The 19,511-nt window shown below is 42.3% G+C and carries 20 protein-coding genes and 1 tRNA gene; 5 read left to right on the top strand and 16 right to left on the bottom strand.

Features of this window, described 5'->3' with window-relative positions:
* Positions 1-11 precede the first annotated feature (11 nt).
* Genes pyrB through glyA form a run of 3 tightly spaced genes read left to right on the top strand, consistent with a single transcriptional unit; the run spans position 12 to position 2,758 of the window.
* Positions 12-959: an aspartate carbamoyltransferase gene (pyrB, locus tag JHU38_RS10375; RefSeq protein WP_107582441.1), complete on the top strand. Its 948-nt coding sequence runs from the start codon at positions 12-14 to the stop codon at positions 957-959.
* Positions 960-964: 5 nt separating this feature from the next.
* Positions 965-1,423 (top strand): aspartate carbamoyltransferase regulatory subunit, encoded by a 459-nt coding sequence (locus tag JHU38_RS10370; RefSeq protein WP_107582440.1) that lies wholly within the window; start codon positions 965-967, stop codon positions 1,421-1,423.
* A gap of 54 nt (positions 1,424-1,477) precedes the next feature.
* A complete protein-coding gene (glyA, locus tag JHU38_RS10365; protein ID WP_107582439.1) occupies positions 1,478-2,758 on the top strand; it encodes a serine hydroxymethyltransferase in 1,281 nt (426 codons plus the stop codon).
* A gap of 260 nt (positions 2,759-3,018) precedes the next feature.
* On the opposite strand, the gene leuB is transcribed toward glyA, so the two are convergent.
* The 6 genes from leuB to dnaB form a co-directional block, all read right to left on the bottom strand.
* Positions 3,019-4,080, bottom strand: a complete 1,062-nt coding sequence (gene leuB / locus JHU38_RS10360; protein ID WP_107582438.1) for a 3-isopropylmalate dehydrogenase — start codon at positions 4,078-4,080, stop codon at positions 3,019-3,021.
* 38 nt (positions 4,081-4,118) lie between these two features.
* A complete protein-coding gene (locus JHU38_RS10355; protein WP_107582437.1) occupies positions 4,119-5,669 on the bottom strand; it encodes an alpha-isopropylmalate synthase regulatory domain-containing protein in 1,551 nt (516 codons plus the stop codon).
* Complete coding sequence (leuD, locus tag JHU38_RS10350) at positions 5,648-6,238, bottom strand: 3-isopropylmalate dehydratase small subunit (protein WP_107582436.1); 591 nt, start codon at positions 6,236-6,238, stop codon at positions 5,648-5,650. The genes JHU38_RS10355 and leuD overlap by 22 nt, the downstream gene beginning before the upstream one ends.
* A gap of 11 nt (positions 6,239-6,249) precedes the next feature.
* Positions 6,250-7,641 (bottom strand): 3-isopropylmalate dehydratase large subunit, encoded by a 1,392-nt coding sequence (gene leuC, locus JHU38_RS10345; RefSeq protein ID WP_107582435.1) that lies wholly within the window; start codon positions 7,639-7,641, stop codon positions 6,250-6,252.
* 26 nt (positions 7,642-7,667) lie between these two features.
* Positions 7,668-9,167, bottom strand: coding sequence for a 2-isopropylmalate synthase (locus JHU38_RS10340; protein ID WP_107582434.1), 1,500 nt, complete (start codon positions 9,165-9,167; stop codon positions 7,668-7,670).
* Positions 9,168-9,462: 295 nt separating this feature from the next.
* Complete coding sequence (gene dnaB / locus JHU38_RS10335) at positions 9,463-10,977, bottom strand: replicative DNA helicase (RefSeq protein WP_107582433.1); 1,515 nt, start codon at positions 10,975-10,977, stop codon at positions 9,463-9,465.
* Between the two features lie 113 nt (positions 10,978-11,090).
* Between dnaB and ispE the strand changes: the two genes are divergently transcribed.
* Entirely contained in the window at positions 11,091-11,930 is an 840-nt protein-coding gene (ispE, locus tag JHU38_RS10330; protein ID WP_107582432.1) for a 4-(cytidine 5'-diphospho)-2-C-methyl-D-erythritol kinase, read from the top strand.
* 63 nt (positions 11,931-11,993) lie between these two features.
* Here ispE and JHU38_RS10325 read toward each other — a convergent pair whose 3' ends face one another.
* The 8 genes from JHU38_RS10325 to JHU38_RS10290 form a co-directional block, all read right to left on the bottom strand.
* Positions 11,994-12,152, bottom strand: a complete 159-nt coding sequence (locus JHU38_RS10325) for a DUF4295 domain-containing protein (RefSeq protein ID WP_107582431.1) — start codon at positions 12,150-12,152, stop codon at positions 11,994-11,996.
* 16 nt (positions 12,153-12,168) lie between these two features.
* Positions 12,169-12,357, bottom strand: a complete 189-nt coding sequence (gene rpmG, locus JHU38_RS10320; protein WP_107582430.1) for a 50S ribosomal protein L33 — start codon at positions 12,355-12,357, stop codon at positions 12,169-12,171.
* Between the two features lie 5 nt (positions 12,358-12,362).
* On the bottom strand, positions 12,363-12,626 hold the full coding sequence (rpmB, locus tag JHU38_RS10315; RefSeq protein WP_107582429.1) for a 50S ribosomal protein L28: 264 nt from the start codon (positions 12,624-12,626) through the stop codon (positions 12,363-12,365).
* A gap of 126 nt (positions 12,627-12,752) precedes the next feature.
* On the bottom strand, positions 12,753-13,259 hold the full coding sequence (locus tag JHU38_RS10310) for a CinA family protein (RefSeq protein ID WP_107582428.1): 507 nt from the start codon (positions 13,257-13,259) through the stop codon (positions 12,753-12,755).
* An 18-nt stretch (positions 13,260-13,277) separates the two neighbouring features.
* Entirely contained in the window at positions 13,278-14,309 is a 1,032-nt protein-coding gene (tsaD, locus tag JHU38_RS10305; RefSeq protein WP_107583105.1) for a tRNA (adenosine(37)-N6)-threonylcarbamoyltransferase complex transferase subunit TsaD, read from the bottom strand.
* Positions 14,310-14,320: 11 nt separating this feature from the next.
* Positions 14,321-15,184 carry a type I methionyl aminopeptidase gene (gene map / locus JHU38_RS10300; protein ID WP_107582427.1) on the bottom strand — a complete coding sequence of 288 codons (864 nt, stop codon included), beginning with the start codon at positions 15,182-15,184 and terminating at the stop codon, positions 14,321-14,323.
* 93 nt (positions 15,185-15,277) lie between these two features.
* On the bottom strand, positions 15,278-15,757 hold the full coding sequence (smpB, locus tag JHU38_RS10295) for an SsrA-binding protein SmpB (RefSeq protein ID WP_107582426.1): 480 nt from the start codon (positions 15,755-15,757) through the stop codon (positions 15,278-15,280).
* Complete coding sequence (locus JHU38_RS10290) at positions 15,754-16,266, bottom strand: DMP19 family protein (protein WP_107582425.1); 513 nt, start codon at positions 16,264-16,266, stop codon at positions 15,754-15,756. The genes smpB and JHU38_RS10290 overlap by 4 nt, the downstream gene beginning before the upstream one ends.
* Positions 16,267-17,010: 744 nt before the next feature.
* Here JHU38_RS10290 and JHU38_RS10285 point away from each other — a divergent pair.
* A tRNA-Arg gene (locus JHU38_RS10285) sits at positions 17,011-17,085 on the top strand.
* 112 nt (positions 17,086-17,197) lie between these two features.
* On the opposite strand, the gene JHU38_RS10280 is transcribed toward JHU38_RS10285, so the two are convergent.
* Entirely contained in the window at positions 17,198-19,030 is a 1,833-nt protein-coding gene (locus JHU38_RS10280; RefSeq protein WP_146156965.1) for a fimbrillin family protein, read from the bottom strand.
* Positions 19,018-19,197, bottom strand: coding sequence for a hypothetical protein (locus JHU38_RS10275; RefSeq protein ID WP_107580754.1), 180 nt, complete (start codon positions 19,195-19,197; stop codon positions 19,018-19,020). The genes JHU38_RS10280 and JHU38_RS10275 overlap by 13 nt, the downstream gene beginning before the upstream one ends.
* Positions 19,198-19,511: the final 314 nt, after the last annotated feature.

Genomic DNA, 19,511 nt, shown 5'->3' with positions numbered 1-19,511 from the left:
AACAAAAATATATGGAAAAACATAATTTTGTAACGATTGCCGACCTGAGTAAAGAGCGGATTTTATATCTTATTCAGATGGCCCGGGAGTTCGAACGCCATCCCAATCGTGAGCTTTTAAAAGGAAAGGTTGTGGCGACTCTCTTTTATGAACCATCCACCCGTACCCGACTTAGTTTTGAAACAGCAGCCAACCGCTTGGGAGCAAAGGTGATAGGCTTCTCAGACGCGAAAGCGTCGAGTGTATCAAAAGGTGAAACGTTGAAGGATACGATACTGATGGTCAGCAATTACGCCGATGTGATAGCGATGCGGCATTATATTGAGGGAGCGGCGCAGTATGCCGGTGAAGTGGCGCCTATCCCGATCATCAATGCCGGTGACGGCGCTCACATGCACCCCTCACAATGTTTGCTTGACCTCTACTCTATCTATAAAACACAAGGTACACTTGAAAACCTTAATATTTATCTTGTTGGCGATCTTAAATACGGTCGGACCGTTCATTCCTTGATAACGGCAATGCGCCATTTCAATCCCACATTTCATTTTATCGCCCCCAAAGAATTGGCGATGCCTAATGAATACAAATTATATTGCAAAGAACAGAATATAAAGTATCAGGAGCATACCGCTTTTAATGACAAAATCATTGCCGATGCGGATATCTTGTATATGACACGTGTGCAAAAGGAGCGATTCAGCGACTTGATGGAATACGAACGGGTAAAGAATGTTTATATCTTGCGACGCAATATGCTGGGACTGGCGCGAGAAAACATGAAAATCATGCACCCGTTGCCCCGTGTGAACGAGATAGCGTATGACGTGGACGATGATCCGCACGCTTATTATATACAACAGGCGCAAAACGGTCTTTATGCACGTGAAGCCATCTTTTGCTACACGTTAGGCATTACGCTTGACGATATCAGAAATGATAAAACGATTATTGATTGAGCAGTATGGAAAACAAGAAAGAAAGACTGGTTGCCGCCATTGAGAATGGTACGGTGATAGACCATATTCCGGCAGAGAAAACCTATCAGGTGGTCGGCTTGCTGGGCCTTGATAAGTTGACGACTCCTGTTACCATTGGTAATTATTTTGCGTCGAAGAGGATTGGCAAGAAAGGAATTATCAAAGTGAGTGATAAGTTTTTTACAACGGAAGAAATCTCTCGTTTGTCGGTAGTGGCTCCAAAGGTGGTGCTCAATATTATCAAAGACTTTGAAGTCGTTGAGAAAAAAACAGTAGAAACGCCCGATGAGCTGCGTGGTATCGTCAAATGCAACAATCCCAAATGTATTACGAACAATGAGCCGATGCAAACGGTGTTTCATGTGGTCGACAAAGTGGATGGCATCTTAAAATGCCATTATTGCGATAAAGAGCAGGAAATGGGAAAAGTGGAACTTTGTTAAGACAAGACATGCAGAAAGAATTGCTATTTTCATAACCAATAAAACCTTTTAATAATGAAAAGAGACCAAGAAATTTTCGATCTTATCGAAAAAGAACATCAACGCCAACTGAAAGGAATGGAGCTGATTGCTTCTGAAAATTTTGTAAGTGATGAGGTCATGGAGGCTATGGGCTCATACTTGACGAACAAGTATGCGGAAGGCTATCCCGGCAAACGGTACTATGGTGGTTGCCAAGTAGTAGATGAGGTGGAAACTTTGGCCATTGAACGCGTGAAAAAACTGTTTAACGCAGAGTACGCGAATGTCCAGCCTCACTCTGGCGCGCAGGCAAACCAAGCCGTCCTTTTGGCCGTATTGAAACCTGGCGATACTTTTATGGGACTTGATTTGGACCAAGGCGGGCATTTGTCGCATGGAAGTGAAGTCAACACGTCAGGAATATTATATAACCATGTCGGATATACACTTGATCGTGAGACAGGTCGAGTTGATTATGATGAGATGGAACGATTGGCACTTGAACATAAACCTAAGCTGATTATCGGTGGCGGTTCTGCCTATAGTCGTGAATGGGACTATGTGAGAATGCGAAAGATCGCCGACGCGGTAGGCGCTTTACTGATGATCGATATGGCTCATCCCGCCGGCCTTATTGCCGCAGGATTGTTGAATAGTCCCTTGAAATACGCGCATATCGTAACGACAACAACTCATAAGACACTTCGCGGACCACGTGGAGGCGTAATCCTTATGGGCAAAGACTTTGACAATCCATGGGGATATACAACGAAGAAAGGCGAAATAAAGAAGATGAGCATGCTTCTTAATTCTGCTGTATTCCCGGGAAACCAAGGCGGTCCGTTGGAACATGTTATCGCAGCCAAGGCTGTCGCTTTTGGTGAGAACCTGCAACCGTCTTGGGTTGAATACGCTACCCAGGTGAAGACCAATGCCTCTGTTTTGGCCAACGCGCTGATAGATCATGGATTCAGTATTGTCAGTGGTGGTACGGATAATCACTCCATGCTGCTCGATTTAAGACAGAAATACCCTGATCTGACAGGTAAGGTTGCCGAGAACGCACTGGTAGCTGCCGACATCACGGTTAACAAGAACAAGGTGCCGTATGATGAGCGTTCAGCTTTCCAGACATCCGGAATCAGACTGGGAACTGCCGCGATGACTACACGAGGGGCAAAAGAAGACATGATGTTGTTGATTGCGGACCTCATTGATGAGGTGCTCGCCAATCCGGAGAATGAGCAGGTTATTGCCCGTGTGCGCCAAAAGGTAAATGCAACGATGAAGGATTATCCTTTGTTTGCTTATTAATATTGGCAGATTAAAAATCTTTGTATGCAGATCGCAATTATCAGTATAATTTTATTAGCGTGTTTGGTTTATGTGGGCTACCGAGTTCGTGAGACCATTAAGCACGCGAATGATAGGTGCTATGGTTGCTCAGGTTGTGCATTAAAAGATTTGAAGAATTGTAAAAAGACAAAGTAAGGTACTTTGCTAAATATTAAAAGGCCATATCTGAACGGTTAACAGATATGGCCTTTATCATTAAACCCAAGAAAATTTAAGGATTATTGATTGTTTATCCAATCTACAATCCATTGTCCTACTTCCGTTGTGCCATAGTTGCCGCCACCTTCTACTTGAATTTCCGGAGTTCGGATATTGGCTTCAAGGCTGGCGTCGACGGCCTGTCGGATGAGCTTTCCTTCCCTGTTCAGTCTAAAATGCTCCAATAGCATTGCCGCCGAAAGGATTTGAGCGATAGGATTGGCAAGGTTCTTCCCCGCGGCTTGCGGCCATGAGCCATGAACCGGTTCGAAGAGGGGGGTATGTTCGCCCAATGACGACGAGGGTTGCAGCCCCATAGAACCTGTGATACATGAGGTTTCGTCGGTGAGAATGTCGCCAAATGTGTTCTCTGTTACGATGACATCAAAGTAACGTGGTTCTGTAAGAACACGCATGGCCGCGTTGTCGATAAACATATAATCCGTGGTCACTTCCGGATACAATGGTTCCATTTCTTTTGCGATTTGTCGCCAAAGGCGAGAACTCGCCAAAACATTGGCTTTGTCAACGACAGTCAAATGCTTATTGCGTTTCATCGCGTACTCAAAAGCCACTTTTAAAATGCGTTCTATTTCAGGACGTGTATAAATATCTGTATCATAAGCCTTGTTGTTGTCTTGATATTTCTCACCAAAATACATACCTCCGGTGAGTTCGCGTATAACGATAAAATCAGCTCCTCTTAATAGTTCTTCTTTGAGCGGACTCTTATGAAGGAGGCAATCAAAGGTTGCGACAGGCCTGATATTCGCAAATAGTCCTAACTTTTTGCGCATGGCAAGAAGTCCTTGTTCGGGACGAACTTTCGCTGTTGGATCATTATCGAATTGAGGATCACCGACAGCGGCAAATAATACGGCATCGGCTTTCATACATGTTTTAAACGTTTGCTCGGGAAAAGGGTCGCCAACTTCCCGAATAGCATGAGCTCCACATATTGCTTCGTTATAAATAAACTCGTGATTGAACTTTTTTGCGATAGCTTCAAGAACAGCCAGACCTTGCTTCATAATTTCGGGGCCGATACCATCACCGGGTAATATTGCAATTGTTAATTTCATCTCTTTTGGATTTTATAATTCAATGAGGTTTACATTTTCTACTTGCCGTTAGAATTATCTGATTCTATTTGATTGAGCATTTTAAAGGTCGCTTTGATCGCGGCTTCCGTCTGGTCCGCATCCAAGCCTCTTGTGCGCCAAATTCGATCGCCATCCCTCCATGTGATGATTGTTTGCACAAGCGCGTCGGTCCTACCACCCGGCGGAATGCTGACCGCATAATTGTCAAGCAACGGAAACTCTCTGTTCAGTTTGTTTCTATAAATCTTGCGAAGTGCTTTCACAAAGGCGTCATATTGTCCATCACCGGTAGAATCTGCTTCATATTCTTGTCCATGAATATTTACTTTGATGCTGGCAATCGGTTTGAGTCCATAAGAAGTGGAAACCATATAGCTTACTAATTTAACTTGTTCTTCTTGAATGCTATGCTTGAGCACATCATTTACGATATATGGTAAGTCCTCCTGCGTAACTAATTCTTTCTTATCACCCAATTCGGTAATCCTTTTTGTAACAGCCTTGGTCTGCTCTGCGGTGAGTTCCAATCCGAGGTCTTCCAGATTTTTTACGATATTGGCTTTCCCGGAGTTTTTGCCTAAAGCATATTTCCGATGTCTTCCGAAGCGTTCCGGTAAAAGTTTGTTGCAATATAAATTGTCTTTATGATCACCATCCGCATGCACGCCGGCAACCTGCGTAAAGACATACTCACCGACTACCGGCGTATTGGGAGAGACAGGAATGCCGCTATAGCCCTCTACCAAACGACTGATTTCATTTAATCGGTCCTCATTGATGTTTGTTCGTGCATGGTACATGTCTTTTAAAATGACTTGTACAGAAGCCAACGGAGCATTGCCACACCGTTCACCAAGTCCATTAACTGTAACGTGAATTCCTTTGACCCCACAAAGAACTGCCGCCAAAGAATTGCTGACAGCCAAGTCGTAGTCATTGTGTGCATGAAAATCAAAATGGCAATATGGATATCGCTTGATCATTTTGCGCAGGAATTCGACACACTGTAGTGGATGAAGAATGCCTAATGTGTCAGGTAAAAGGAAACGTCGAATTCCGATATTGGATAATGAATCCATAACTTGGTAAACGTAGTCGCATGAATCTTGCATTCCTGAAGACCAGTCTTCAAGGTATAAGTTGACTGTTAATCCCAGGCTATGAGCGTATTCTACTTCCTGCTTAACATCTTCAATATGCTCTTCCGGTGTCTTGTGTAATTGTTGGGTACAATGTTTCAGCGATCCTTTAGCAAGCATATTGATTACTCTACAGCCGCAATCATAAATCCAATTTATCGATTGGTGATGATCAACAAAACCTAACACCTCTACTCTATCTAAAAGATCATGGGCTGCCGCATATTTACAAATCATCTTGACGGCGTCTTTTTCTCCGGTAGACACTCTGGCTGAAGCGACTTCTACGCGGTCAACATTAACGTTACTCAATAATTTACGAGCTATCATTAACTTTTCATGGGGCAAAAATGATACGCCGCTGGTCTGTTCGCCGTCACGAAGCGTACTGTCCATGATTTCTATAGTTACATTCTCTGATTCTCCCATTCGATGACTTTATTTCTATTCTCAACAAGAAAATCTACATCATCCAGGCCATTGATCAGACAATGTTTCTTGTAAGAATTAATTTCAAAATGTTCACTTTCGCCTGTTGCCAAGTTAGTTACTGTCTGATTAGGAAGATCTACGCAGACCTGTGTTTGATGATCTGCGGCAATACTCGAAAATAATCCTTGTAAGAAAGATTCACTTACAACAACAGGCAAAACAAAGTTATTTAATTCGTTATTCTTATGGATATCCGCAAAGAATGAACTGATGACCACTCTAAATCCGGCTCCTGCAATAGCCCAAGCAGCGTGTTCACGTGATGAGCCGGAACCAAAATTTTTCCCTGCTACTAATATAACTCCCGAATATGACGGGTCGTTCAAAACAAAATCCTTATTTAATTGCCCATCCGCATTATATCGCCAATCTCTGAAAAGATTGTCGCCCATGCCTTTCTTATCAGTGGCCTTTAGAAATCGTGCGGGGATAATCTGGTCGGTATCTATGTTTTCTAAAGGCAATGGAATGCAAGAAGAAGTGATTATATGAAATTTTTGTTTCATGTGTTGTAATGTTAAAGTGTTCTTGGATCAGTAATCTTACCTGTAATGGCCGCAGCAGCAGCTACCAAGGGGCTGGCTAAAATTGTACGAGCACCAGGCCCTTGCCGTCCTTCAAAGTTTCGATTGCTCGTTGATACGGAATATTTGCCTGCAGGAATCTTGTCATCATTCATCGCCAAGCAGGCAGAACAGCCCGGTTGACGGATTTCAAAGCCTGCGTCTGCAAGAATACGGTCAAGTCCTTCTTCTGTAATTTGCTTTCCAACAGCCCATGAGCCTGGAACGAGCCAAGCTGTTACATTATCAGCTTTACGCTTACCCTTTACGGTGGACGCAAAAGCTCTAAAGTCTTCTATCCTTCCATTAGTGCAAGCACCGAGGAAAATATAATCTATGGGATGCCCCAAAAGCTTCTGCCCAGGCTCAAATCCCATATAATGAAGGCTCTTCATAAATGACGCACGTCCATTTTCTTCAATTAATTCCGCTGTAGGAATCTGTTCTGTAATGCCAATTCCCATTCCGGGATTTGTACCATAGGTAATTCTTGGTTCAATTTCATCGGCTTCAAAATTCAACTCTTTATCGAAGACAGCATCCTTATCGCTTTTCAAAGTTTTCCACTTTGCAATAGCTTTGTCCCACGCTTCTCCTTTAGGGGCATACTCACGTCCTTTTATATAGGCAAATGTCGTTTCATCCGGAGCAACGAATCCTCCTCTTGCTCCCATTTCGATACTAAGGTTACATAGGGTAAGGCGACCTTCCATACTCATGTCGCGAACAACCTGGCCTGCGTATTCTACGAAATATCCGGTAGCTCCACTCGTTGTCAGTTTGCTCATTATAAAGAGTGCAACATCCTTTGGAGTCACTCCTTTGGATAGTTTTCCATTAATATTGATACGCATGGATTTGGGCTTGGTTTGAAGAATGCACTGGGAGGCTAAAACCATTTCCACCTCTGATGTGCCAATTCCAAATGCAATGGCGCCCATTGCGCCATGTGTTGACGTATGAGAATCTCCGCAAACAATGGTCATACCTGGGAGTGATAAGCCCTTTTCAGGACCAACGACATGGATGATACCATTATCTTTGCTGTTCATTTTATATTCTGTTAGACCGAATTGGGCGCAATTGGCATCTAACGTTTCAACCTGCTTTCTTCCGATGCTATCTTCAATTGGTTTATCCTGGTCATGGGTCGGTATATTATGGTCTGGCATACAGAAAACTTGCTCAGGTCTGAAAACCTCGAGATTACGTTCACGTAGACCGTCAAATGCTTGTGGAGATGTAACTTCATGACAGAATAGTCGATCTATATAAAGTTGGGTTGGACCATCATCAATAACTTGTATTACATGTTTGTCCCATATTTTATCAAACAATGTATTCATGTGAATTTTAATTTGTGATAACTGTTTTATACTCTAAATTTATTGATACAATCAACGTAGGCTTCTACCGAGGCAGTAACGATATCTGTATTAGCTCCAAAACCATAGTAGATATGACCGTTATATTCAACTTGCATATGCACTTTACCGACATCATCCGATCCCTTATCAATAGCTTGGATTGTAAACTCTTTCAATGTCATTTCCTTGCGAATAATTCGCTTCAAAGCTTTAATGGCTGCATCTACGGGGCCATTGCCCGAGGAAGCTTCTTCAAAATGTTGACCGCTGATATTGAGTCCTATACTTGCAACACTTTTTACTCCTTTTCCTGTTGTGACTTGTAGATAATCAAGTTTAATATTGTTTGTTTCCGCGCTATTGGCTCCGGCAAGAGCAAGGATATCCGCATCAGAAACTTCTTTCTTTTTATCAGCCAGCTCAAGGAACTTCTTATACAAATTATCCAACTTACTTTCGTCGTCAACCTCTATTCCATTTACATGCAATCGATATTTCAGTGCTGCACGCCCTGAGCGTGCTGTTAAAACAATGGAATTATCATCTAACCCTACATCTTTTGGATTGATGATTTCGTAAGTCTGAACATTTTTAAGGACACCATCTTGGTGAATGCCACTTGAGTGGGCGAAAGCATTCCTGCCTACAATAGCCTTGTTAGGTTGAACCGGCATATTCATGAGGCTTGAAACCAGACGGCTGATGGGACATATCTTTTCCGTATTGATATTTGTATCTATACCCAGTCCTTTGTGGCACTTTAGTATCATTGCTATTTCTTCCAAAGAGGTGTTGCCGGCTCTTTCTCCGATACCATTAACCGTCACCTCAACCTGTCTTGCTCCATTTAGTACCCCTTGGAATGTGTTTGCGGTAGCCATGCCCAAATCATTATGACAGTGTGTCGAGATGATTGCTTTGTCTACATTACTGACATGTTCCATTAAATACTTTATTTTAGCGCCATATTCTTCCGGCAAACAATATCCGGTCGTGTCCGGAATATTGATGACGGTTGCTCCCGCTTTGATTACAGCTTCAACGACTCTGGCTAAATACTCGTTATCGGTACGGCCGGCGTCTTCTGCATAAAACTCTACATCTTCTACATATTGTTTGGCATATCGAACTGCTGCGGCCGCACGTTCCAATATCTCATCTTGAGTGGAATTGAATTTATACTTAATGTGCAAATCGCTGGTACCGATTCCTGTATGAATTCTCTTATGCTTGGCATATTGCAAAGCCTCGGCCGCACAATCTATATCTTTTTCTACAGCACGCGTCAGCGCGCAAATCGTTGGCCATGTAACTGCTTTTGAAATTTCTATGACAGAGTTGAAATCTCCCGGGCTACTGATTGGAAAGCCGGCTTCGATCACATCAACCCCCAATTGCTCCAGAGCTTTCGCCACTTGAATCTTTTCTACTGTATTAAGTTGGCAACCAGGGACCTGTTCTCCATCTCTTAATGTCGTGTCAAATACAAATAATCTATCATCCATTGTCCGTAATATTAAATTCTCAACTCCACAGTTTTACGCTTAACGAAAGAACCTTTCACACTCGCTGGAAGTGGAAAGGCTCTTCTATGATTAATTTAAATATTCTATATACATACCCCATCACTTCCGACAACATCCTGCAGTCGAATTATAGAAATAATATGTAGAATACTTAGATTTCTCATAAACCATCAAGTTATAAACTAAACGCAAAGTTATTAAATTAATATTAATCTACAAATAAATTACAAGTTATTTAATCGAAAATGTTATCATTCAGTTAAAATTGCCATGTTTAGAACGGAGCGTTCCCACCGGATAATGGAATCGGGGGCACTCCAAAAGGCGATTCTTCATTCATTTTGGAACCAATAATTTCTCCATCCAATCTTCCCATCATTGGAATGGCAGAGTTATCTTCCGGATTCTGGAAGCGCGTAAATTCTCCTCTAAATGTTAGGAGTACATCGCCCGTTGCTCCTTTACGGTGTTTGGCAATAATAATTTGTGCCATTCCGTGAAGGTCATTTCCTTTTTCGTCAGTGAAGATATGGTAATATTCGGGTCGGTGAACAAATAAAACCATGTCAGCGTCCTGCTCAATTGCTCCAGATTCACGCAAATCGGAAAGCTGTGGACGTTTGCCTTCAAGACCTTCACGATTCTCTACCGTACGGTTCAGCTGCGATAAAGCCAATATTGGAATGTCCAATTCCTTTGCCAACCCCTTTAATGATCGTGAAATAGTTGATACTTCTTCTTGGCGGCTTCCAAACTTCATTCCGTTTGCGTTCATCAATTGAAGGTAGTCAATCATGATGATTTTTACCCCCTTCTCTCTTACTAATCGACGAGCTTTCGTCCGCAGCTCAAATACCGATAGGCCGGGGGTATCATCTATATATAATGGTGTACCGGTCAATTTACGGAGGTTTTTATCCAACCGTTCCCATTCGTCCGGTGTTAATTGTCCGTTAAGAATCTTGTTACCGGCGATTTCGCATGTATTTGAAATCAGTCGATTGACTAATTGTACATTATTCATTTCGAGCGAAAAGAAAGCGATCGGTTCATGATAATCAACCGCTATATTCTTGGCAATACTCAGTGCGAAAGATGTTTTTCCCATGGCAGGGCGCCCTGCTATGATTACCAAGTCGCTCTTTTGCCAGCCGGATGTCATTTCATCAAGCTTTGTATACCCGGTAGGAATTCCCGTTAAGCCGCCTGAGTTCTGTGAAGCGTTTTGTAAGATTTCCACAGCTTGCTGAATGACAGGGTCGATCTGTGTGTAATCTTGCTTCATGTTTTTTTGAGAGATTTCAAACAAACTTCCCTCAGCTTCTTGCATCAACTCATCTACATCGACGGTTTCATCGAAAGCCTTTGTCTCAATCCGGCTTGAAAAGCTGATCAACTGTCGGGCCAGATACTTTTGTGCAAGGATGTGGGCGTGGTATTCTATGTGGGCAGAACTGGCCACGTGAGATGAGAGTTCTACAACATAAGCCGGGCCACCAACATTCTCTAAAACACCGTTTTTTTGCAGTTGATCAATAACTGTTGCCACATCAACAGGATTCTCTCTCATATTCAACGTGCGGATGGCATCATAAATTTTCTGGTTACGTGGCTCGTAAAAGGTTTCTGGAACCAGTAGCTCCGAAACCATTGAAAAAGCGTCCTTGTCTATCATGAGAGCACCAAGAACAATCTTCTCTATTTCTGCTGCTTGTGGTTGCAAATGACCATAAGTAGAATCTATTTTAATATCCTTATTTTTATGAGCAGAAGTAAGTTTATCCGGCATAGTACAATTATTTGGGTACAAAAATACAAATTAATCTTTAGTATACGCAGGCCATTTTGAAAATTATCGTATTTTTGCAATACATAATTTGTAGCATATAAATAATGTAAACGATGATAGCATTTCCTTGTTGTAAAATTAATTTAGGCCTTAATGTTGTAGAGAAACGTACGGATGGGTACCACAATATTGAGACTGTTTTCTACCCCATTCCACTTACAGACGCCCTCGAAATAAAGCAGATGAGTGATCTTTTTCCAAGCAATACCGATTGTGACCTGAAAATAACGGGGAATGCGATTGATTGCAATGAACAAGATAATTTAGTAATCAAGGCTTATCATCTCATTAAGGCTAATTTTCAAATACCTCGAATCCATGCACATCTTTATAAGCAGATACCTTCGCAGGCCGGTCTTGGTGGCGGATCAAGTGACGCCGCGTTTATGATACGGTTGCTGGATGAGCATTTCAGACTGAACATGGGTATTGCGGAAATGGAACGTTACGTAACAATGCTGGGAGCAGATTGTCCTTTTTTTATAACTGCCGACCCTTCCTATGCTACAGGAATCGGAAACGTGTTATCTCCCGTCAATCACCTTCATGACCGCTTGAAAGGTTATCATATCGTGATTATTAAAATCGACGTGTCTGTATCTACAGCAGCCGCATACAAGAAAATTATACCCCATCATCCGCCTAAGTGCTGCAAAGATGTTATTACCCAACCGATAGCAACTTGGCGTGAGGAACTTAGCAATGATTTTGAAATGCCGGCGTTCGAACAATACCCTGAACTATATCAAATCAAGTGTCGTTTATATGATTTAGGTGCTTCCTATGCGCAAATGTCGGGAAGCGGAAGCGCGATGTTTGGAATATTCAGTACCCTTCCCGGCAATATCGGTGAAGCCTTTCCTGAAGCACAGATATACAGCTTCCAATTATAGACAACAAAAAAGGTTGCAATATTTTACATTACAACCTTTTTTATATATAGTTAGTGATATCAATTAGTCTTTAAAGAAATCTTTCACAGCCTCGTTGGGAACCATTTGCTCATCAAACGCGTAAGCGCCGGTCTTAGGGCTCTTGATCACCTTAATTACTTTGCTGTAAGCTCTACCGTCTGTAGAACCCTCATGAAGGGTTGCGACCGCTTTTTTTGCCATAGTTTAAATCTCCTTATTACTTAATTTCCTTGTGAAGAGTCATCTTCTTAAGGATAGGATTATATTTCTTTAATTCAAGACGCTCAGGAGTGTTCTTACGATTCTTGGTAGTTACGTAACGACTTGTACCCGGCATACCGCTATTTTTCATTTCGGTGCACTCAAGAATTACCTGCACTCTATTGCCTTTAGCTTTCTTTGCCATGATGATTATTCTCCTATAACTTTAATGTCTTTCCAGTCGCAATAACCCTTAGCAACGGCCTGCTTGAGAGCTGCGTCAAGACCAACTTTATTAATAAGACGAAGACCAGCGGCACTGATCTTGAGGCTGATCCAGCAACCTTCTTCTACATAGTAGAATTTCTTGCTGAAGAGGTTTACGTCAAAGCTTCTCTTTGTACGGTGCTTTGAGTGAGACACATTGCAACCTATCTGTGCCTTCTTTCCTGTGATTTGACAAATTTTCGACATTTCTATCTAAATTTTTCTAATTCATTAATTGATACCTATTCCAAACAGGGTGCAAAATTACAAACTTTTTGGAAATACACAAAACTAATCTAATAATAATCTGTGCATTTAAGCTTTTTTATGCAATTATTCGCCCTTTGGCCCCAGCTTTTCTTTCATAAATTCAAGAAGAAGGGATAAGGCTTTGTTGGTTGCTATGGCTAAATTGATATCTCGACCGAAATCTTCGGTCAATAAGAGAGTCTTGATTTCATGCTTATCGCCGACACCAATCCAAATTGTACCTACGGGAGATTCGGCTGTTCCCCCACCCGGCCCCGCGATTCCCGTTGCCGAAACGGCAAAGTCTACATCCATAGCCTGTATGGCTCCGGCCACCATTTCTTTGGCAACTTCCTCGCATACGGCCGTTTGCTCTTCTAATACTTGGTGATCTACGTGCAGAAGTTTTTCTTTGATGTCGTTGGTATACGAAACAATACTTCCTTTAAAATAAGAGGAGGCGCCCGGTACGGCAATGATTGCTTCCGCTATACGTCCACCGGTGCAACTTTCTGCGGTTCCCAGCGTCTTCTGCGTGTCGTAGAGTACTCGTTGTATCTCTCTACTCAGTATCTTGCTTTCTAATTCCACGTTATTATTGCTATAATTTTATTTGAAAGTTACTTTGCTGAATACAGGCTTATCAATAGAACAGAAATCTCTGTCTTTAAACTTATAGGTGCCAACACAGGCAATCATGGCCGCGTTATCTGTTGTATAGCTGAATTTTGGAATATAGATTGTCCAGCCATACCGTTCAGCATGTTCTTTAAACGCGTTGCGCAACCCGTTGTTGGCAGAGACGCCTCCGGCCACAGCCACGTGCTTAATCTTGGTCGCTTTTACAGCCATGCGTAACTTCTTCATCAAGATGTCTACAATCGTATACTCGAGACTGGCGGCAATGTCTGTTTTGTGCTTCTCAATAAAGTCAGGATCTTCTGTGGTCCATTTCTTCATATTATAAAGAAAGGATGTCTTGAGTCCGGAGAAAGAATAATCAAAGCCGGGGATGTGTGGCTCCGAAAATTGATAGGCCGATGGATTTCCTTGTCGCGCGAGTTTGTCGATAATGGGACCACCGGGATAACCAAGCCCCATGACTTTAGAACATTTGTCTATCGCTTCACCGGCAGCGTCGTCTATCGTCTGCCCCAACACCTCCATGTCGTTGTATGCGTTGACTTTTACAATTTGCGAATTGCCGCCACTGACCAACAGGCAGATGAATGGAAAAGGGGGCATATGCTTGTCATCCTCACTTTCCTTAATGAAATGAGCCATGACATGTCCCTGAAGATGGTTCACGTCAATCAAGGGTATTTCCAGACTACGCGCAAAGCCTTTGGCAAAACTGGTTCCTACAAGCAGCGACCCCATCAAGCCCGGGCCACGTGTAAAAGCAATGGCGCTCAGCTGTTCTTTGGTTATACCGGCCCGTTTGATCGCTTGATCTACCACAGGAACGATATTCTGTTGATGCGCGCGCGACGCCAATTCAGGCACAACGCCACCATATGCCTCGTGCACGGCCTGTGAAGCCGTGACATTACTTAGCAAGACCCCGTTCCTGAGTACGGCGGCAGAGGTGTCGTCACACGACGATTCAATGCCTAATATATATATGTCTTGATTTTTCATCTCTTTGTTTATCAATACGATAAAATCTCAACGCCCGTCTCTGTCATCAAGAATGTGTGCTCCCACTGGGCGCTGGGCTTTTCGTCGCCGGTAATAATCTCCCAACCATACGGATCATCCGCGTCGATATATACTTTCCATGTTCCCATATTGATCATGGGTTCGATGGTAAACACCATTCCGGGAACTAACAGACAGCCTGTTCCTTTATGACCAAAATGAACGATATCCGGCTGTTCGTGCATGGCCAAGCCAACGCCGTGGCCGCAAAGATCTCTTACGACGCCATAATGATATTTCTCCGCGTGCTTCTGTATGGCATGGCCGATATCGCCAACAAAACAGAAAGGTTTAGCGGCTTCAGCCCCGATTTCAAGGCATTCTTTGGTGACACGCACCAACTGCTCTTTCTCCGGCGTTGTCTTACCGCCAATAATAAACATACGCGACGCGTCTCCATAATAACCATTGACACACAGCGTCATATCTACATTAACGATATCACCTTCCTGTAAAATATCTTCTTTCTTGGGAATGCCGTGGCAAACAACTTCATTGATACTGGTACAGACGCTTTTCGGAAATCCTTCGTAGTTTAGAGTTGCGGAAGTAGCGTTGTTATCTTTGCAGTACTGCATACAGATATCATCAATATCCTGTGTCGACATACCCGGGTGAATCGCTTTCTCTATGGTGTCCAGACAACCCGTATTCACGGCGCCGGCTATTCTGATACCGGCAATCTGTTCCGGGGTCTTTACCATATCACGTGTCGGCACTTCTTTACCCTTATTTTCCCAGTACATTACTTGCTTGTCAAGGTCTGTAAGCGGTTGGCCGGGCAGAGCATGCCATCTCCTTTTCTTCAACATCATAGAATAATTGTTTTAAAAACGATGCAAAAGTACAATATAACATTGAAATGACAAAAAGATTGGAAAACTTTAAACATTCCTACTAGCCGACAGTTAGTATCTCTTGATGGCCCTGTCCATCTCTCTCCTATCTTCCTTCTCTTTCAGCGTCTGGCGTTTGTCAAATTCTTTCTTTCCTCTTGCAAGCGCAATGTCTACTTTCGCTCTTCCGTTTTGGTCGATAAACACGAGTGTGGGCACAATCGTAAATCCCACTTGCTTGGTAGCTTCCTCCAGTTTGTGGATTTCACGTCCTGTAAGTAGCAGTTTGCGGTCGCGTTTAGCTTCGTGGTTTGAGAACGAACCGTAAAAATACGGACTTATATTCATTCCTTTTACCCATATTTCGCCTCTGTGGATATAACAAAAACAGTCTACCAATGACGCTTTTCCCATGCGAATCGATTTGATTTCTGTTCCCGTCAAGACGATTCCGGCCGTAAAAGTATCTACAAAATAATATTCGAAAGAAGCCTTCTTATTTCTGATTTGAACCGGGCTTTTCTTTCTTACGTCTATTTCTTCTTTATTCATTTTTCTTCATCAATAATCGCGAATCTATCGATATGATCGTCAATATAGGCTGCTATCATCCGGGTAAATTGCTCTTCGCCTTCTATGAACGCGTCGTCAAAATCGTCAAACTTAGGCATAGCCTCGTATAAAGCCATAAACTCTTCGTCGGTGCAGTCTTGCTCAATCTGTTCGTGATAAGTGTTGTAATATTTGTGGCTCTTATTGATAATCCGATAAAGATCTATCAGGCCCCATTCGCGAACAGCCTTGGCAAAAGGATTTCTATAAATAAATCCGCCATATCCATTGTGAATCAATTGGATAAATCCTCCATCCATCACTTCCTCTCTTAGAATACAGTAGCCCAAAAGCGTTATCTGGTCAGAATTCAACAGCTGCATATTGTCAGCGGTCAGTTCGCCTCCTATCGCTTCTTTTATGGCATTCACGAAAGTATCGACAAATGCGTCCATTCCTGCTGCTGCGGCCTTGCGCAGTTCACTGTCTTTGATGACAACATCTAACATATTATTCGATAATCTATTTGGGACAAAGTTAAAGAATAAATCTTAAATGAGCAAAAAACGTTTTGTTTATCTATGTCATTGCTATGAAATTGTCGGGATGGTATAATTATGGAAGCTATGAATCCGTTCCGTTGCTTCCCTATTAATCATATTACCTCCCAAGATTAGTTTCCGCGTTTATTTGTCTGTCATTTCTTTTAACAAATCATACTCAAAAAGTGGCTGTATTTTCTACAAAAGAGAAAATAGTCCGAAAAACGGCCATTTTATCATATAATTAATAAATAGCTGATTATCAATATTTTGTACGTTTTTGACAGAATATGAGCAATGAGGACATATTCTCAAAGCATAGCTATTGGCTCCTCATAGCAGCCCTTTGACAAATTTGTTGTGGCTCTTTTGCATGCTCAAAGCATTGCTTTTAGCGGTCAAAAGCATATCAAATAGGATTTTTTACGATGAATTGGGGCATTTTTCTACATGTAATGGGGCTGTTTTTTACATTCTTCCCTCGTTTTTTGAGCTATAATCATCTTCAAAGAACGTTCCAAATTTGTGATGATTATTTGACAAAATGAACAGCAACAGAGTGTATTTTGTACCATTTAACCGTAAAAAAGCAAGTTGTAATTTGGGGATTGATAAAAGAAAACGTTCTTAAAATTTGGTAATATTCAAAAAATCAGCTACTTTTGCACCTGCTTTTAAAAAGCGTTTGAAAGTTTATCGTATGAAAAGGATGGTTCCGTAGCTCAGTTGGATTAGAGCAACAGCCTTCTAAGCTGTGGGTCTTGGGTTCGAATCCCAACGGAATCACTATCAAAAAAAGAGGATTTTGGCTTCCAAAATCCTCTTTTCTTATTTATACATAGTTACCTATATCTTCACTTTAGCGGTCATTATAGATCTGTTTAAAAATCGTTCGTGCTTAAAAAGCGATGACTGAACGGGCGGCATAGCCATTTGTGGAAGTAGAGCCTTGTTGCTTGTCAAGATAGGTAAAGCGAATTTCCGTTTGAGTCAGATGCACGCAACAGGCCGTTCCGTCAGACTTCGCCTCGTCGCAAGCCCAAAGATACCAGTCTATCTGTCCATCACCAGGAAGGTAGAATGTCGATTGCGGTATTCTGCCATCACTATAATACTGCCCGAGTATCGAATTATAACCGCTGCTGAAGTAGTTGGCAAAGGTTGTCAGGTACCTGTTCTTTTCGTCTGCTGAATTAAACAGCCAACTCAAACTATAGATATTATTTGAGGAGTCATGTGCGATTTGCAGTTTGTTCGGATCCAATCCCGAAAGATTGGCAAACATAAGGAACCATTGGCCGACACTTGGTAGATACCACCCACTTGTTCTTTTCGGGATAGGTACAAGAGGAACTGAGGTGTAGGCATGTTGCCATCCCGCGCCGCCATATTCCATAGCGAGAGGTATTGCGGCCTTGCTCCCTCTATGATTGTAATAGTTGTCATAAGTGTAATCTTTTAGATATTTTTCATTCAAAGTCTTACAAGTACTTAATCCATCCAAGTTGTTCATCATTGTGAGAGGGGCCGTAGCATCAATATGTTCAAACAGGTTTTCCGTTTCAGGATAATCCGTATTGTCCGGTCCCCATGGTGTAGGCCAAGCGGCATCGCGCAAGCCCACGGCATAGCCGTGCGTGAATCCTTTCTTTCTATCAGCCGGACTGGTATAGTTACTGAAAACCAAGCCAACAGGGTATTTGTCCGTGTAGTAAGCCAGTGGTCCCCAAGAACCATCATTGTACAGGTAATCACCAATATTTGGTGTCTTGTCTGACGTTTTGAGCTTCACGGTTTTAGCTACGACCTTTTGCGCAGGGAAGGATTTCTCCTTGATGTTGAGATGACGACGAAATGCGCTTCCGTTATCGCATTTCACTTTTATCGAAAGTTCGCCTGTGAGTTTTCCGTTTTCAGGAACAACCATGAAAACACTCGCCTTGCCATCTTTTAAAAGTATATTGGCAGACTTCAGGCTGAAAAAGGTAATGTCATTACATGTGGCAGACTCACTATCTGCACCAAACTCAAACGTAGCCTTTTCGGCAAATATGCTCTTTTTGGTAGAGGCTTTTGGAATATAAATGAACGAAGCCTCATTAATTGAGTTGCCGGAGGATATGGAAGCGTCGCTGGCAAAATCCATGCGAACTATGCACATCTTATGACTGAAACGAAGTCCGGCGGTAGCCGTACCCTTCGCATAAAGAAGATCATAATTGGCTATTTGGTTGACATTGCCATTTTGCCCGGATAAATCGACAGATACTTTCAACTTGTTGTTTTCTATTAATGCACTTATTTTATCCGTTTCCTTATTATTGACAGCGTATAAAGTGCTTGTTTTGAAGGCCTGCGCGTCCGCATTGCTTTCCACGCTTCCATGGAAAGTAGCTGAACTTCCGTTCATGGAGGCTACCGTAAGTTCTGCGGTTTTCATTGTTCCCCCGCTTTTGTAAGCGACCGTTAGTTTGTCGCCGTTATCCCAAGTGGTTTTTAATCCATTGGCCTCATTCTCTACTACAGCAACCCTCGTCTTTGTTCTATTGGAGGGTGTTACGTCTGCATTGTCTATCGCGACATCAAGAGATATATCGTAGGCAGCTTTGTCCGCCTTTCCTATCGGTTCAAAATGATCCTTGTCGGAACAGGAAATAAGCCCTTGTATTCCTAACACGCTGCTACACAATAATAGTGATTGTACAAGTTTTACACGATTTATTTTTCCCATAAGTTCATTGATTTACTGTTGTTTGAATTGTCGTCACTCCAATCGTCATCATCAGACTTGTCGTTCTCGGATGACCACTCATTGATTCCTGCCGAAACACAGATGAAATGGCTGATTGCTACAGCCGTAAGCTCCGTTTCGGGCTTCTGATACTTTTTTCTTTTCATAATAATTTGAATTAATTAGATGTTATTTTCTCTTACTCGATTTCTTTTATGCCGTATGAGCCTGCCTTTAGGGGCATGCGATTCATAGGCACGTGAAATCTTAGTCTCGAGATGATATGCTGTCACAACTTGCTAAGCATATTCTCAAAGAGAGACCCGGTAATCCGATATTACCAGTAGTCATATTATAAAAAGTAAGGGGAATTTGAGCTATGTCAAAACTCTTTTGTATATCCTTACCTCGACCGGCTGATATAATTTTTATATTGCTGTCCGGTAAACATTTTTGTTATATAAAAGTTAAGGGCTAAAAT

Origin of the sequence: Prevotella illustrans (assembly GCF_017426725.1) — a bacterium.
Taxonomy (GTDB): Bacteria; Bacteroidota; Bacteroidia; order Bacteroidales; family Bacteroidaceae; genus Prevotella; species Prevotella illustrans.
This window is presented reverse-complemented; position numbering and strand designations above follow the sequence as displayed.

Bases quoted from the DNA above. Each gene is read 5' to 3' on its own strand.
- ispE (WP_107582432.1), top strand. From the start codon at position 11,091: ATGATAGCATTTCCTTGTTGTAAAATTAATTTAGGCCTTAATGTTGTA.
- tsaD (WP_107583105.1), bottom strand. From the start codon at position 14,309: ATGAAAAATCAAGACATATATATATTAGGCATTGAATCGTCGTGTGAC.
- leuC (WP_107582435.1), bottom strand. From the start codon at position 7,641: ATGAATACATTGTTTGATAAAATATGGGACAAACATGTAATACAAGTT.
- dnaB (WP_107582433.1), bottom strand. From the start codon at position 10,977: ATGCCGGATAAACTTACTTCTGCTCATAAAAATAAGGATATTAAAATA.
- smpB (WP_107582426.1), bottom strand. From the start codon at position 15,757: ATGAATAAAGAAGAAATAGACGTAAGAAAGAAAAGCCCGGTTCAAATC.
- JHU38_RS10340 (WP_107582434.1), bottom strand. From the start codon at position 9,167: ATGGATGATAGATTATTTGTATTTGACACGACATTAAGAGATGGAGAA.
- JHU38_RS10280 (WP_146156965.1), bottom strand. From the start codon at position 19,030: ATGGGAAAAATAAATCGTGTAAAACTTGTACAATCACTATTATTGTGT.
- JHU38_RS10325 (WP_107582431.1), bottom strand. From the start codon at position 12,152: ATGGCAAAAAAAGCGGTCGCAACCCTTCATGAGGGTTCTACAGACGGT.
- rpmB (WP_107582429.1), bottom strand. From the start codon at position 12,626: ATGTCGAAAATTTGTCAAATCACAGGAAAGAAGGCACAGATAGGTTGC.
- JHU38_RS10370 (WP_107582440.1), top strand. From the start codon at position 965: ATGGAAAACAAGAAAGAAAGACTGGTTGCCGCCATTGAGAATGGTACG.
- pyrB (WP_107582441.1), top strand. From the start codon at position 12: ATGGAAAAACATAATTTTGTAACGATTGCCGACCTGAGTAAAGAGCGG.
- leuB (WP_107582438.1), bottom strand. From the start codon at position 4,080: ATGAAATTAACAATTGCAATATTACCCGGTGATGGTATCGGCCCCGAA.
- JHU38_RS10275 (WP_107580754.1), bottom strand. From the start codon at position 19,197: ATGAAAAGAAAAAAGTATCAGAAGCCCGAAACGGAGCTTACGGCTGTA.
- glyA (WP_107582439.1), top strand. From the start codon at position 1,478: ATGAAAAGAGACCAAGAAATTTTCGATCTTATCGAAAAAGAACATCAA.
- map (WP_107582427.1), bottom strand. From the start codon at position 15,184: ATGATGTTGAAGAAAAGGAGATGGCATGCTCTGCCCGGCCAACCGCTT.
- JHU38_RS10290 (WP_107582425.1), bottom strand. From the start codon at position 16,266: ATGTTAGATGTTGTCATCAAAGACAGTGAACTGCGCAAGGCCGCAGCA.
- leuD (WP_107582436.1), bottom strand. From the start codon at position 6,238: ATGAAACAAAAATTTCATATAATCACTTCTTCTTGCATTCCATTGCCT.
- JHU38_RS10355 (WP_107582437.1), bottom strand. From the start codon at position 5,669: ATGGGAGAATCAGAGAATGTAACTATAGAAATCATGGACAGTACGCTT.
- rpmG (WP_107582430.1), bottom strand. From the start codon at position 12,357: ATGGCAAAGAAAGCTAAAGGCAATAGAGTGCAGGTAATTCTTGAGTGC.